This is a genomic window from Amycolatopsis suaedae (assembly GCF_004214935.1).
Classification (GTDB): Bacteria; Actinomycetota; Actinomycetes; order Mycobacteriales; family Pseudonocardiaceae; genus Amycolatopsis; species Amycolatopsis suaedae.
In genome coordinates this window covers 284,695-298,722 of the sequence record NZ_SFCC01000005.1, presented here as the reverse complement: position 1 = coordinate 298,722, position 14,028 = coordinate 284,695, and the positions used below count along the sequence as shown (strand labels likewise).

12 protein-coding genes and 1 tRNA gene are annotated in these 14,028 nt (G+C 68.9%); 7 read left to right on the top strand and 6 right to left on the bottom strand.

Going from position 1 to position 14,028, the window contains the following annotated elements; genetic code table 11:
* Positions 1-15 precede the first annotated feature (15 nt).
* Both EWH70_RS12265 and EWH70_RS12260 read left to right on the top strand, forming a co-directional pair.
* Positions 16-378 (top strand): ArsR/SmtB family transcription factor, encoded by a 363-nt coding sequence (locus tag EWH70_RS12265; protein ID WP_205669099.1) that lies wholly within the window; start codon positions 16-18, stop codon positions 376-378.
* Entirely contained in the window at positions 371-2,236 is a 1,866-nt protein-coding gene (locus EWH70_RS12260) for a heavy metal translocating P-type ATPase (RefSeq protein WP_130475437.1), read from the top strand. Before EWH70_RS12265 ends, EWH70_RS12260 begins: the two co-directional genes overlap by 8 nt.
* On the opposite strand, the gene EWH70_RS12255 is transcribed toward EWH70_RS12260, so the two are convergent.
* Genes EWH70_RS12255 through EWH70_RS12240 form a run of 4 tightly spaced genes read right to left on the bottom strand, consistent with a single transcriptional unit; the run spans position 2,229 to position 6,364 of the window.
* A complete protein-coding gene (locus EWH70_RS12255) occupies positions 2,229-2,498 on the bottom strand; it encodes a hypothetical protein (protein WP_130475436.1) in 270 nt (89 codons plus the stop codon). The genes EWH70_RS12260 and EWH70_RS12255 overlap by 8 nt on opposite strands.
* Before the next feature lie 39 nt (positions 2,499-2,537).
* Entirely contained in the window at positions 2,538-2,939 is a 402-nt protein-coding gene (locus EWH70_RS12250) for a hypothetical protein (protein WP_130475435.1), read from the bottom strand.
* 51 nt (positions 2,940-2,990) lie between these two features.
* Entirely contained in the window at positions 2,991-5,150 is a 2,160-nt protein-coding gene (locus tag EWH70_RS12245) for a 3-hydroxyacyl-CoA dehydrogenase NAD-binding domain-containing protein (RefSeq protein ID WP_276320557.1), read from the bottom strand.
* Positions 5,151-5,152: 2 nt separating this feature from the next.
* Entirely contained in the window at positions 5,153-6,364 is a 1,212-nt protein-coding gene (locus EWH70_RS12240) for an acetyl-CoA C-acetyltransferase (protein ID WP_130475434.1), read from the bottom strand.
* A gap of 90 nt (positions 6,365-6,454) precedes the next feature.
* Between EWH70_RS12240 and EWH70_RS12235 the strand changes: the two genes are divergently transcribed.
* The gene (locus EWH70_RS12235; protein ID WP_130475433.1) at positions 6,455-7,450 is read left to right on the top strand and encodes an AraC family transcriptional regulator; all 996 of its coding nucleotides are present in this window, start codon (positions 6,455-6,457) and stop codon (positions 7,448-7,450) included.
* Between the two features lie 163 nt (positions 7,451-7,613).
* A complete protein-coding gene (locus EWH70_RS12230) occupies positions 7,614-8,582 on the top strand; it encodes an NADPH:quinone oxidoreductase family protein (RefSeq protein WP_130475432.1) in 969 nt (322 codons plus the stop codon).
* A 41-nt stretch (positions 8,583-8,623) separates the two neighbouring features.
* Here EWH70_RS12230 and EWH70_RS12225 read toward each other — a convergent pair whose 3' ends face one another.
* Together EWH70_RS12225 and EWH70_RS12220 are read right to left on the bottom strand one after the other, a co-directional pair.
* Positions 8,624-10,390 carry an AMP-dependent synthetase/ligase gene (locus EWH70_RS12225; protein WP_130475431.1) on the bottom strand — a complete coding sequence of 589 codons (1,767 nt, stop codon included), beginning with the start codon at positions 10,388-10,390 and terminating at the stop codon, positions 8,624-8,626.
* Between the two features lie 80 nt (positions 10,391-10,470).
* Positions 10,471-11,397 carry an acyl-CoA dehydrogenase family protein gene (locus EWH70_RS12220; protein ID WP_130475430.1) on the bottom strand — a complete coding sequence of 309 codons (927 nt, stop codon included), beginning with the start codon at positions 11,395-11,397 and terminating at the stop codon, positions 10,471-10,473.
* A gap of 334 nt (positions 11,398-11,731) precedes the next feature.
* Between EWH70_RS12220 and EWH70_RS12215 the strand changes: the two genes are divergently transcribed.
* The 3 genes from EWH70_RS12215 to EWH70_RS12205 all read left to right on the top strand — a co-directional run bounded on the left by EWH70_RS12215 (position 11,732) and on the right by EWH70_RS12205 (position 14,022).
* A complete protein-coding gene (locus tag EWH70_RS12215) occupies positions 11,732-12,964 on the top strand; it encodes a lipase family protein (protein WP_165436246.1) in 1,233 nt (410 codons plus the stop codon).
* A gap of 156 nt (positions 12,965-13,120) precedes the next feature.
* On the top strand, positions 13,121-13,765 hold the full coding sequence (locus EWH70_RS12210) for a DUF7019 family protein (protein ID WP_130475428.1): 645 nt from the start codon (positions 13,121-13,123) through the stop codon (positions 13,763-13,765).
* A gap of 183 nt (positions 13,766-13,948) precedes the next feature.
* Positions 13,949-14,022: transfer RNA gene (locus tag EWH70_RS12205), tRNA-Pro, on the top strand.
* Positions 14,023-14,028 lie beyond the last annotated feature (6 nt).

Sequence of the window (14,028 nt, the reverse complement as noted above, 5' to 3'; positions counted from 1 at the left end):
TGTTAGTATGGGCTGGTGAGCGACCAGCCTGATGCCTGTGACCTGTTGTGCCTCGACCTCCCGCACGCCGAGGCGATCCGGGCGGGACTGCCGCCTCTGGCGGAGGTGGAACCCGCGGCGGGCGCCGCCAAGGCGCTGGGGGATCCCACCCGGCTGACGATCGCGGCGGCCCTGGTGGGCGGCGACGAGCTGTGCGTGTGCGACATGGCCTGGGTCGTGGGGCAGGCGCAGAACCTGGTGTCGCACCACCTGCGGCAGCTCAAGATCGCCGGCCTGGTCGCGGCCCGCCGCGACGGGCGCATGGTGATGTACCGGCTGACCGACCCCGGCCGCGTCCTGGTCGGCGCGGTTCTCGGCCTGGCGGCGCACCGTGGCTGACGAGTGCTGCGGGCCCGCCGAGGCCCGCCCGGAACCGCCGGCCGGACCGCGGCGGTTGTGGCAGGTCCGCGAGCTGCGGCTGGCGGCGCTGGCCGCGGTGCTGCTCGGCGCGGGTCTGCTGTTCTCGGTCACCGCGCTGGAACTCGCCTCGGCGGTCGCGGGCGCGGCGTCGTTCGTGCCCGGCGCGGTACGCGGGCTGCTGCGCGGCCGGGTGGGCGTGGGCACGTTGATGACCATCGCCGCGATCGGCGCCGTCGCGCTGGGCCAGTTCGTCGAGGCGGCGATGCTCGGTGTGCTGTTCTCCGTCGCCGAAGGGCTGGAGCACTACGCCGTCACGCGTGCCCGCCGCGGGCTGCGTGCCCTGCTCGGGTTGGTGCCGCCGGTGGCCTCGGTCCTCCGGGACGGCGGCGAGGTCCGGCTGGCGCCGGAGGACCTCGTCGTCGGTGACCTGCTGGTGCTGCGACCCGGCGAACGGGCCGCCACCGACGGCGTGATCCGCACCGGGCACACCAATCTGGATCTGTCCGCGATCACCGGTGAATCCGTTCCGGTCGAGGCCGGGCCGGGCACGACCGTCCACGCGGGAGCGATCAACGGCGGGGGCGCGGTCGAGGTGGAGGTCACCGCGCTCGCCGCCGATTCCTCGCTCGCCCGCATCGTGCACATCGTCGAGGAAGCGCAGGAGCGCAAGGGAAGCGGGCAGCGCCTGGCCGACCGGATCGCCCGGCCGCTGGTGCCGGGGATCATGGTGCTCGCCGCACTGGTAGCCGGTCTCGGCGCGCTGTTCGGCGATCCGCTGCTGTGGCTGGAACGCGCACTCGTCGTGCTGGTCGCCGCGTCGCCGTGCGCGCTGGCGATCTCGATCCCGCTGACCGTGGTCGCCGCCGTCGGCGCGGCCAGCAGGCACGGCGCGCTGATCAAGGGTGGCGCCGCGCTGGAGGAACTGGGCCGGATCGGTGTCGTCGCACTGGACAAGACCGGCACGCTGACCCGCAACAGCCCGCGGGTCGTCGACGTGCTCACCGCCGGTGCCGGCAGTGCTGAGGTGCTGGCCGTCGCCGCCGCACTGGAGGCCCGCAGCGAACACCCGCTGGCCCGCGCGATCCTGGACGCCGCCGACGAGGTACCGGTGGCGGACGACGTCACCGCCGTGCCCGGCCATGGCCTGCGGGGCAGCCAGGATGGACGGCCACTACGGCTGGGCAAACCGGGCTGGATCGAGCCCGGCCCGCTGGCAGGCGAGGTCGGGAAGCTGCAGGCCGCCGGTGCGACCGTCGCCCTCGTCGAACGCGACGGTGTGCTGCTCGGCGCGATCGCGGTCCGCGACGAACTCCGCGACGAGGCCCCCGAGGTCGTCGGCCGCCTGCGTGAGCTGGACATCGACACGGTGATGCTGACCGGCGACAACGCCCGCACCGCCACGGCACTCGCCGCCGGTGCCGGGATCACGACGGTGCACGCCGGGTTGCTGCCCGAGGACAAGGCCGCGCTGGTCACCGGGCTGACCGGGCGCAGCGCCATGGTCGGCGACGGTGTCAACGACGCGCCGGCGCTGGCCACCGCCGACGTCGGCATCGCGATGGGCGCGATGGGCACCGACGTCGCCATCGAGACCGCCGATGTCGCGCTCATGGGCGAGGATCTGCGGCACCTTCCCCAGGTTCTCGTCCACGCCAGGCGAGCCCGCCGCATCATGCTGCAGAACGTCGGGTTGTCCCTGGCCATCATCGCCGTCCTGGTGCCGCTGGCCGGATTCGGGGTGCTGGGGCTGGCCGCGGTGGTGTTCGTCCACGAACTCGCCGAGGTCCTCGTCATCCTCAACGCCATCAGGGCCGCCCGCATCGCGTGGCCTACGTGACGTCCGCGGTTCCTGACCGGGACGCGGCGCCACGGCGCCGCTGTCCGGGTGGGTCGCCGGGGGAGGGCACGTCCGGATGACGCTGGGACTCGACCTGGATCTCGATGTTGGTCTTGTTGGCGATCGGGTCCCAGATCTCCTCGAACGGCGCCATCAGGGACTGGCCGCCGCCGCTGCGGCGGGCCCGCACGGCATACCAGGCGAACGCCGCCAGGAAGACGGGCACGCAGAGAAACGCGGCCAGCGCGACCATGAGTTCCATGTCGTCGACCGTACCGACGGCGGCCGTTGAACGCCGCCGTCAGTCGTGGCGGTCGTACTCGTCGAAGGCCTCCGCGACATCGCCGTCCAGGATCATGGTCAGTGCGTGGGAGATGGACCAGATCCACTCCTCCAGCCGGGCGGCGTCCGCGTCGCTGATCAGGTCGTTCCCGCGGAGCATGCCGTCGGGCGCGACGCCCCAGGCCCGCCCGAAGTGGCAGATCGAGACCACCGCCGAGACGACCTCCCGGGGCACCAGGTCGGCCCCCAGTGGCTCGGCGAGGGTCCGCAAGGCCGACATGACCTCGTGGAAGTTCTCCTCGCGTAACCCGGTGAAGGGCCGCAGCGACCCGAGGAAACCCCGTTGCCAACGTGGATCGTCCACGTCGGGGTGCGCACACGAGTGGAACAGGAGTGTTTCGCGGGCTTCGGCCGGGGTCACCGGCAAAATGGTAGCGCCGGGGGCGTTATGCCACCGGCCGGCGGTATGGCGCTACCCCAGGTCTGCCCGCAGGCCGAGGGGGACGTCGAAGCGCTTGCCGTAGCGCGCGGCGAGCTCGCCGGCCCGCGCGAGGAAGGCGGCGCGTCCGGCGGGGTAGCCGGTGACGAACTGGCGGACGCCGCCGGTCCATGGCGGGAACCCGATGCCGAAGAGGGAGCCGATGTTGGCGTCCGCGTCGGCGGTGATGACGCCCTCGTCGAAGCACCGCTGGGTCTCCAGCGCCTGGATGAACAGGAACCGGTCCTGCAGGTCCTCGAACGGTGTCCGCGGCTCGCGGGTCGTGTTGTACTGCGCGCGCAGGCCCTCCCAGAGCAGGTCGCGTTTGCCGTCGGTGTAGTCGTAGAAGCCGGCGCCGGACTGCTTGCCGGTACGGTCGAACCCGATCATCGCGTCGATCACCGCCGACGCCGCTGTGACGGACTCCGGCAGTGCGATGCCGCCGGTTTCGGCGGCCGTGATCGTTTCGTCCATGATCTTGCGGATGGTGCCGAAGGACAGCTCGTCGGCCAGCTGCAGCGGCCCTACCGGATACCCGGCCTGCAGCGCCGCCTGCTCGATGATGGCCGGGTCGATGCTCTCGGACAGCATCGTGATCCCTTCGAGAAGGAACTGGCTGAACACCCGGGTGGTGTAGAAGCCGCGGCCGTCATTGACGACGATCGGGTATTTCCCGATGGCCAGCACGTAGTCGACCGCGCGGGCCAGCGTCGCGTCGGAGGTCTTCGCGCCGCGGATGATCTCCACCGGGTCCATCTTCTCGGCGGGGGAGAAGAAATGGATGCCGACGAAGTTCTCCGGCCGCCCGACACCGCGCGCGAGGTCGGTGATCGGCAGCGACGAGGTGTTCGAGCCGAGCACCGCGTCCGGCTCGACGATGTCCTCGATCTCCTGAAACACCTTGTGCTTCAGCTCGCCGTTCTCGAAGACGGCCTCGACGAGAAAGTCCACGCCGGCGAGGTCGCCGGCGTCGGCTGTCGGGTGGATGCGGTCCAGCAGTGCCTGCGACCTCTTCTCGGTGGTGCGGCCCCGGGCGAGTGCCTTGGTCTCGAGGCGCTCGGCGTACGCCTTGCCCTTCCGCGCGGCCTCGTGTGTGACGTCCTTGAGGACCACGTCGATGCCCGCCCTGGCGGTCACGTAGGCGATACCGGCGCCCATCATGCCCGCGCCGAGAACGCCGACCTTGCGCACGTCACGCTTGGCCGGAACGCCGGGGCCCTCCGGCCGGGCCCTGCCGTGCCGCACCTCCTGCAGGTCGAAGAAGAAGGCCTGGATCATGTTCTTCGCGACCGGCCCGGTGACCAGGCTGACGAAATAGCGCGTCTCGATGGTCGACGCGGTGTCGAAGTCGACCTGCGCACCCTCGACCGCCGCCGCCAGGATCGCGCGCGGAGCGTGCATCTTGTGCTGGCCGTTGAGCTGCTTGCGCAGGTTCGCCGGGAACGCCGGGAGGAACTCCCGGAACGCCGGATCATCCGGGGCACCGCCGGGGATCTGGTAACCCTCGACGTCCCAGGGTTGCACGCCGCCCTCGGGGTTGGCCTTGATCCATGCCTTCGCGGCGGGCACGAGGTCGTCCACAGTGGGCACGAGCTCGTCGACGACGCCGACATCCTTGGCCTTGGCCGGCTTCATCCGCGCGCCGGTGAGCAGTACCTTCATCAGGGCGTTCTGGATTCCCAGCAGGCGCACGGTGCGGGTGAGGCCGCCCGCGCCGGGAAGCACGCCGAGCATGACCTCTGGCAGGCCGAGTCGGCTGCCCGGCACCTCGGCGGCGATGCGGTGGTGGCAGGCGAGCGCCAGTTCGAGACCGCCGCCGAGGGCGGCGCCGTTGACCGCGGCGACGACCGGCCTGCCGAGGGTCTCCAGCCGACGCAGGTCGTGCTTGACCCGGGTGAAGGCGTCGAACAGATCCTGCTTGTTGTCCGGCCCGAACGTCCGGATCCGGGTCAGGTCGGCGCCGGCGAAGAAGGTCTTCTTGGCGGAGGTGATCACGACACCGGTGATGTCGTCGACCTCGGCGTGCAGCCGGTCGATGGTCGAACCCATCTCCGCGACGAACGCCTCGGTGAACGTGTTCGCGCTGCCTGCCGGGTCGTCCATGACGAGGGTGACGATGCCGTCGGCATCGCGGCTCCACTGGATACTGGTCATGCTCAGACCTTTTCGATGATCGTCGCGACGCCCATGCCGCCTGCCACGCACAGGGTGATCAGGCCGTGGCGGCCGCCCGTGCGCTCCAGCTCGTCCAGCACGGTCCCGAGCAGCATGGCGCCGGTCGCACCCAGTGGATGTCCCATCGCGATCGCGCCGCCGTTGACGTTGTACTTCTCGTCCGGGACGCGGAACTGCCGCTGCACGTCGAGCGCGACGGCGGCGAACGCCTCGTTCATCTCGAACACGTCGATGTCGTCTGCCGTCAGCCCGGCCAGAGCCAGCACGTTGTTCACCGCCGGGATCGGCCCCTTGAACATCAGCACGGGGTCGGCCCCGCTGGTCGAGGCGGCCACGATCCGCCCGCGCGGGGTCAGCCCCGAGGCCCGCCCGGCCTCCTCGGAGCCCACCAGCACCAGTGCGGCTCCGTCGACGATGCCGGAGCTGTTGCCCGCGGTGTGCACGTGGTCGATCCGTTCCACGAACGGGAACCTCTGCCTGGCCACCGCGTCGAAGCCGCCGAGTTCCCCGATTCCGGCGAAGGCGGGCCGCAGCTTGGCCAGGTCCTCAACGGTGACGTCAGGACGCACGTGCTCGTCCTGTTCGAGGATGGTCAGCCCGTTGATGTCGCGCACCGGCACCACGGACTTGGCGAAGTAGCCGCCAGACCAGGCCGCCGCGGCCCGCCGCTGGGAGCGGACAGCGTAGGCGTCGACGTCGTCGCGGGTATAGCCCTCGATGGTGGCGAGCAGGTCGCAGGCGATGCCCTGCGGGATGAAGTAGTTGTCGTAGGCCGTCGCCGGGTCGAAGGCCATCGCCCCGCCGTCGCTGCCCATCCGCACGCGCGACATCGACTCCACGCCGCCCGCGATGACCAGCTCGTCGAAGCCCGAGCGTACGGCCTTGGCAGCGGTGTTGACCGCCTCCAGGCCCGATCCGCAGAATCGGTTGAGCTGCACGCCGCCGACGGTGTCGGGCAGGCCTGCCACGTTCACCGCCGTGCGGGCGATGTCCATCCCCTGGTCGCCGACCGGGGTGACGCAGCCGAGCACGACATCGCAGATGCGGTCCTCGTCCAGATCGGGGAAGCGCACACGCAGTTCCTGAATCAGGCCGACGACCAGGTCGACCGGCTTGACGCCGTGGAGCGCGCCGGACTGCTTGCCCTTGCCGCGGGGGGTGCGGATGGCCTCGTAGAGGTACGCCTCGCTCATGCCCACGACGTTACGGAGCGGTAACCCCGATTCGTATGACCGCGCCTCGCGGGGTTCGTGACCGCGACGCGCGCGGTATAGGTTGCTCGCATGTCCGCGCAGACAGTGCCGATCAGCTTCGTGCATCGGTTGCTGCGAGTGGCCGAGCGGCGCGGCTTCGACGTCCTGCCGATCCTGCGTGACGCGGGCATTCCGGCCGACATCGCCTATCGGCCGAAGACCCGAGTCACCGTGGAGCAGATGTCCGAGGTGACCAGGGAACTGTGGACACTGACCCAGGACGAGCTGTTCGGCCTCGGCCCGCCGATGCCGCTGGGCACCCTGAAGTACGTCGCGCTGTCGCTCGTCCACGCACCGGACCTGCGCGAGGTGGGGATCCGCGCCAGCGGCGCGACGAAGGTGACCGGTGTGCCGCGGATCCGGGTGGAGTACGGGGCGGACACCAGCCGGCTGACGATGGATGTCAGCGAACTCGACGACCCCGAGCACCTGGGTACCGAGTTGCTGCTCGCGCTCGCGCACCGGCTGATGGGCTGGCTCATCGGCAAGCGGATCCCGTTGCGGGCGCTGGAACTGCCGTATCCCGCGCCCCGGCATGCCTCCGACTACGACAAGATCTTCGGTCGCATGGCCACCTTCGACGCGGGTCGCGCCGCCTTCGCTTTCGGGAGCGCCCTGCTGGAGTCCCCGGTGATCCGCGACGAGTGCGACCTGGCCGCGTTCCTCAAGGACCAGCCTGGGGTCTGGTACGCCACCCGCGACTACGGCTCCACCACCGCTGACCAGGTGCGCAGGATCGTCGAATACGGCCTGCGTGGGCAGTGGCCGACGCCTGCCGAGATCGCCGCCCGGATGAACGTGAGCGTGCAGCACCTGCGCAGGCTGCTGCGGGACCAGGAGACCTCGGTGAGCGAGATCAAGGAGGAGATCCTGCGTGACGCCGCGATCGCCAGCCTGGTGCGCGGCGAGGAATCCGTCAACGACCTCGCCGCGCGGCTCGGGTTTTCCGAAGCCTCGGCCTTCCGCCGGGCCTTCCGCCGCTGGACTGGCTCCCCGCCCGGCGCCTACCGCGCGGGCGGTGCGTAGGCGTCAGGGTTGACCAGGTGCGCGGCTCGGTCATCCGGCCGGAGCGCACGGGTCATGGAGGTCTGCGGCCCGACCGGTGAAGCTGGAAGCCGTGCCGCATGGGCCGACGTCATGGCGACGCCATGGGACGCCTGGTGGTGATGGTCGAATGAAAGGGAGTTTGATGCGCGCCGTTCGGATCAGCGCACTCACCGGACCCGACGCCGCCCACTGCGTCGAAGCCGAACCGCCTCGGCCGGGGCCGGAAGACGTTCTGATCGACGTGCATGCCGCGGGTGTCACGTTCCCGGATGTCCTGGTGACTCGCGGGCAACATCAGTTCAAGCCGGATCTGCCGTTCACCCCGGGATACGAAGTCGCGGGCATCGTGCGGTCCGCGCCGAAGGGGACGCGGTTCACGGTAGGAGACCGGGTCGCGGCGATCCCTCATTTCGGCGGGTATGCCGAACAGGTTGCCACCAATCATCGGCTGGTGTTCCCGTTGCCGAGTTCGGTGTCCTTCACCTGCGGTGCGGGACTCCCGCTGAACTACCTCACCGCCGACTACGCGCTTGTCCGTCGTGGCGCGTTACGGCCGGGCGAGACCGTGCTGGTGCACGGTGGCGCCGGCGGGCTTGGCACCGCCGCGGTCCAGCTTGCGAAAGCGTTGAAGGCGCGGGTTTTCGCCGTCGTGTCCTCTCCGGAGAAGGCCGAGATCGCGGCGGCTGCGGGCGCCGACGAGGTGATATTTCTTGATGATTTCCGTCAGGCCGTCGCGACATTGACCGACAACGTGGGCGTGGATATGGTGTTCGACCCTGTTGGCGGTGACCGATTCACCGATTCGCTTCGGTCGTTGAAGTTCGAAGGGCGGTTGCTGGTGCTCGGTTTCACCGGCGGCGAGATCCCGACTGTCAAGGTGAATCGCTTGCTCAATCGGGACATCGACGTCCGCGGAGTCGCCTTCGGTCGGCCGTGGTGGCTCGACATGGATTACCTCGGAGTCCAGTGGGATCGCTTGCTGCCGCATTTTGAATCCGGACGTCTGAGTACGCTCGTCGGGCAGACGTACCCACTTTCCGACGCATCCCGGGCGCTGCGAGATGTCGACGAGCGCCGCGCCATCGGCAAGATCGTCTTGCGGGTGTCCTGACACCTGCCGGCCGGGAGGGAGGTACCGCCCGGCGCCAGGCGTCATCGCCCCCGGTAGAGCGCGTCGATCTCGGCGGCGTAGGCCTCGGTGATCGGCTTGCGACGTAGCTTCATCGTGGGTGTGAGGACCTCACTGCCCGGCTCCCAGTAGGTGGGCAGAACGGTGAAGTCCTTGATCTGCTCGGCTCGGGACAACTTCGCGTTGGCAGTCAGCACCGCGTGCTTGATCTCCTCGTTCACGCGCGAATCCCTGGCCAGCACGGCTGGGTCGGCGGCAAGGCCGTGCTTGCCGGCGAACGCCGCGGCGGCGTCCGGCTCCAGGGTGATCAACGCGACGACGTACGGCCTGCGGTCACCGATCGCGGCGACGTTGCCGATGAGCGGGCTGGCGGCCTTCACCGCTCCCTCGATGTTGCTCGGGGACATGTTCTTGCCCGCCGCGTTGATGATGAGCTCTTTCTTGCGGTCGACGATGCGAACCCAGCCGTCGTCGTCGATGGTGGCGATGTCGCCGGTGTGTACCCAGCCGTCCGGGTCGATTGTCTCGGCGGTCTTGTCCGGCTCGCCGCGGTAGCCGCGCATCACACCGGGTGTGCGGACCAGGATTTCACCGTCGTCGGCGAGCTTGAGCTCGACTCCGGGCAGTGCCTTGCCGACGGTGCCGACACGCAGGTCGTCGATCGGGTTGGCGGTGGCGATGGTGATCTCGGTCATGCCCCACATCTCGCTGCACGGGATGCCCAGTGCGAGTACGAACTCCAGTGCGTCCTCGGTGATCGGCGCGGCGGCCGTGAAGGCGAGGACGAGGTCGTCCATACCGATCCTCTTGCGCAGCTCGCTCAGCACGAGGCGGTCGGCGAGGGCGTGCCGCCACCCCGCGCTGCCGGTCCGGACCCGGCGTTTGCCTTGGTCGATGGCCCAGGTGGCGAGTTTCTTCCTCGGTCCGGCTTGGGCGTCGATGGCGCTCTCGATCGCGGCCTTGAGCTTGTACCACAGCGTCGGAACGCCGAGGAACAGCGACGGCCGCACCCGGGGCAGCACAGCGACCAGCTGTTTGGCGTCGGTCACCGTGGTGATCGTCGCGCCGCTCAGCATCGACGCGTAGTGCGCGTAGCCCCGGTTGGCCGCATGGGCGTCGGGCAGGTACGAGACCAGGCGCTCCACCGGGCGCCCGGCGAACTGTTCGGCGGAGTTGGCGACGGCGAAGACCATTCCGCCGTGCGTCATCTCCACCCCTTTCGGTGGCCCGGTGGTGCCCGAGGTGTAGATCAGCGTCAGGATGTCGTCGGGCTGGACGGCGCGCCAGGCGGCGTCGAAGTCGAAGTCCGGGTTTCCGCGTGTTTCGAGGTCCGTCAGCGACATGGTGCCGTCGACGTCGTCCTCGACCACGACGACGCGTTCGACAGCGCTGCCCGCGCTTGCCTCGCGGACCTTGTCGAGGAACTGCTGCTCGGTGATGAACACCCGGCAGCCGGCGTTGCCCAGCAGGTACTCGATCTGCCCGGGTGCGCTGGTGTTGTAGATCGAGAACGGCGTGGCGCCGAGGTGGAACGCCGCTGTGTCGACCAGGTGGAATTCCGGTCGGTTGGTCAGCATGATGCCGACCGTGTCGCCGTGCCCGACCCCCACAGCGGCGAGGCCGGAGGCGATGTGGCGCACCCGGTCGCCGTACTCGCGCCAGGTGATCGACACCGCGCCGTCCGATGAGCGCAGCGCGACCCGTTCGGGCACAGCCGTGACGCTGTCCTGGAACAGCTGACACATGCTGCGAGCGGCACGCGCACGTGCGGGATCGGTCAGCGTGTGCATGGCAACTCCTTCGTCAGGCGGTTGACCAGTCCGTTGTCGGGCGCCCGGCAGGACGAGCAGATCGCCGGCCTCGCACAACGTCACAGGAAGCGGCCGATGATCTCTTTCATGATCTCGTTGGTGCCGCCGTAGATCTTCTGGATGCGCGAGTCGGCCCAGATGCGAGCGATCGGGTACTCGACCACGTAGCCGTAGCCGCCGAACAGCTGCAGGCACCGGTCCGCGACGACGTTCTGCTGCTCGGTGAGCCACCATTTGGCCTTGGCGGCGTCGGCGACGGTCAGGTCGCCCGCGAGGTGCTTCACGATGCAGTCGTCGAGGAAGCTGCGCGCGACACTGGCTATCGTTGAACATTCGGCCAGCTCGAACCGGGTGTTCTGGAACGCCAGAATCGGCTTGCCGAACGCCTCGCGCTCCTTGGTGTAGGCGACCGTGAGGTCGACGGCGCATTCGACCGAGGCGACCGCGGGCACCGAGAGCGCCAGCCGTTCCTGCGGCAGCTGCTCCATCAGGTACTGGAATCCCTTGCCTTCCTCGCCGAGCAGGTTGCTCGCGGGCACCCGGACGTTGTCGAAGAACAGCTCGCAGGTGTCCTGGCCATGCTGGCCGACCTTCTGCAGATTGCGACCACGCGAGAAGCCGTCACGGGTGGTCTCCACGACGATCAGCGAAACGCCGGCCCCGCCCTGCGCGGGGTCGTGGGTGCCGTAGGCATTGATGTAGTGAGCGATGATCGCCGAGTGGACGGAGCCGCCGAAACTCGGCGCCAGCGCCTTCATCTGCGCGTCGAAGATGACCGCCTCGTGGCCGAAGTCGCCGCCACCGCCGCCGTACTCCTCGGGAATCGACGCGCACAGCAGGCCGAGCGATCCCGCCTTGCGCCACACCTCGCGGTCGACGTGCTGCTGCTGACCCCAGCGCTTCTCGTTGGGCTCGCACTCCTTGCTGAAGAACTCGTACGCGAGCCCGGCCAACGCCCTGTGCTCGTCGGTCATCCAGCGGGACATGTCGGGCTCCGTTCGTACTTCTCGCTCGTCGCCTCAAGGGTGCGAACTCCCGCGGCGGCGAACCATGACCGCCGCGCGCCGGCTCCGTGACCGAGACGCGCGGCCGACCCCTATGCGCGGCACGGTCACATGCCACGCGCGCAGCTGTCATGGCCCTTCATCCGCGTTCCGGACGATGCTGAGTTGCTTCAGTCACAGTGACGTGAACGGAGCAACGGTGGGCAGCTCGGTGGTGAACCGAGACGGGACCACGCTGCACGGGGAGGGCGACGGCGACCTCGGAATCCCGGCCGACGACGCCCGGAGATCACGCCTACTCACCATAAGGAGCACCATGTCCCAATTCGTTCCTCGCCGGTCGGCGGTCTTCCTCGCCGCCGTGGTCGTCACCGTGGGCGCGCTCACCGCGCCGGCGGCGGCGTCGGCGGCGCCGGCCGACGACTGGTCGTTCTACCAGCCGCCGTCACCGTTGCCTGACGGCCAGGACGGCGACGTCATCAGAAGCGAGCCGGCGCGCTTCTACTCAGCCCCGCTCATCCCGCTACCCGCGTCCGCACAGCGCATCATGTACCTCAGCCGGGATGCTCTCGGCCGTCGGATCGCCGTCACCGGCGCGGTGCTGACACCGAACACGCCGTGGCCCGGCCCCGGGGAACGGCCGATCGTCAGCTACGCGATCGGCACCCACGGTTTGGCAGACCGCTGCGCACCGAGCCGCAACCTGAGCACGGGCACCGAGTTCGAGGCAGCGTTCATGACCAAGCTGCTCACCCTGGGGTACGCCGTCGCACTGACTGACTACCAGGGCCTCGGCACCCCTGGCACGCACACCTACGTCAACCGGCTCGCGGAGGCCCATGCCGTGCTCGACGTCGTGCGGGCCGCGCAGCGGCTCCCTGTCGCGAACCTGCCCGACGACGGTCCGGTCGCCATCGTCGGCTACTCCCAAGGGGGCGGCGCCGCGGGGGCCGCGACCGAGCTGGCCCCGGACTACGCGCCCGACCTCGACGTCGTCGGCGGGTATGCCGGAGCACCGCCAGCCGACCTGGCCGTGGTCGCGGACCGGATGGAGGGTAGCTACACCGTCGGTTTCGTCGTCTATGCCGCCGCCGGCCTTGCCGCCGCCTACCCGGAGCTGGACATCCCCGCGTTCCTGAACGACCGCGGCCGCCGCCTGCTGGCACAGGTTCAGAACGAATGCGCGGCCGAAACGATCGCCCTGCACGCCTTCACCCGCACCGCCGACCTCACCGTGGACGGCAGGTCACTCGGCGACCACGCCAGAGAGGGCCGTATCGCGGCGCGGGTGGCGGAGCAAACCGTCGGCCGCCACCGCCCGGCGGCTCCGGTCATGGTGACCAACTCCGTCACTGACGAAGGGATCCCGTTCGAACGGACCCGGCAGCTGGCCCGCGACTGGTGTGACCTCGGAGCCACCGTGAACTTCCAGCCGCTCGCCGCGCCCGGCCACGGCGGCGGGTTCTTCGAGTCCTTCGGCCGGATGCTGCCCTGGCTCGACGACCGCGTCGCCGGACGCCCAGCCCCCAACAACTGCGGCAGCTTCTGACCGGCTCGGCGAGTCGTCAACCACGACGGCTCGCCACCGGTTGCCGGTCGGGTTGACCGGATGTGAACCTGCGACCCCTTGACCCTGTCCGTGCTGGTTGGGGTGCGACACTGGTTCGGAAAGTGACCATAGTCACAACACAGTGTGGGAGATCGGGTGGCGAAGCAGAGCGGGCGCGGGAAACATCATCTGCCGAAGTACTACTTGTACATCTCGTCGACGAAAGTCGACAACCTCCTGCCGCAGATACCGGCAAAGTTCGTCAAGTCCTTCGAGACCGAGATCAAGGTCAATGCCGGAATGTTGTCAGCTACGGTCAGGGAGAAACCGGCCGGTGAGCAAGCAGAAATTTCCAAAAAAGTCGGACTGCTGAGCGCATATCTGGAAAGGGAAGAACGGATCGGGTCGATTGCGCTGCCGGATAGATATATCAAGGACGTAGCGTCACTCCAGTACGGCGTCGTTGCGGAGTATGCGTCGGATATCGCCTTCTTTGGAGGCTACGTCAACGGGGTGAAGCTTGGACTGATCGGTGCATCGAGCAGCCTGGTTGGTAGCGTTTCCAGTAGTGAGGCCAACCATGCTCCCTACTACTACACTCTGAAATTTCTGAATGGCCTCGCTCAGTTCGACGGCAATGTGTCCGGTGGTCCTCCTTATTGTTCTTATTCTGAGGCAGTGGACATCGCTCTGCGAGCGCTGCCTCCAGTGACTTCTCGGGTAGAGTTTCTGGCCAGGACTCTGTACAGCAAGTCCGACGTTATTGTGGCCACGCCGATCTACGTGGCCTTGGCCGACTGAGAAGAGGGGCCCCGGTCGCGCGAGTCCCACCCTCGTGCACGCGAGCGCCCCGTAGTCGCCGACCCAGCGCTGTTCCGTCGGCTTCTCAGTCTTTCGCCTGGTCAGCAGGCTTGTGAGCCCTGCTGCCAAGGCCCCGGGACGGGCACGCTAAGCTATCCGTCGTTGCGAGCGAGTGGCAACGGCCGGGCTGTGGCGCAGTTTGGTAGCGCACTTGACTGGGGGTCAAGGGGTCGCAGGTTCAAATCCTGTCAGCCCGACCGGCA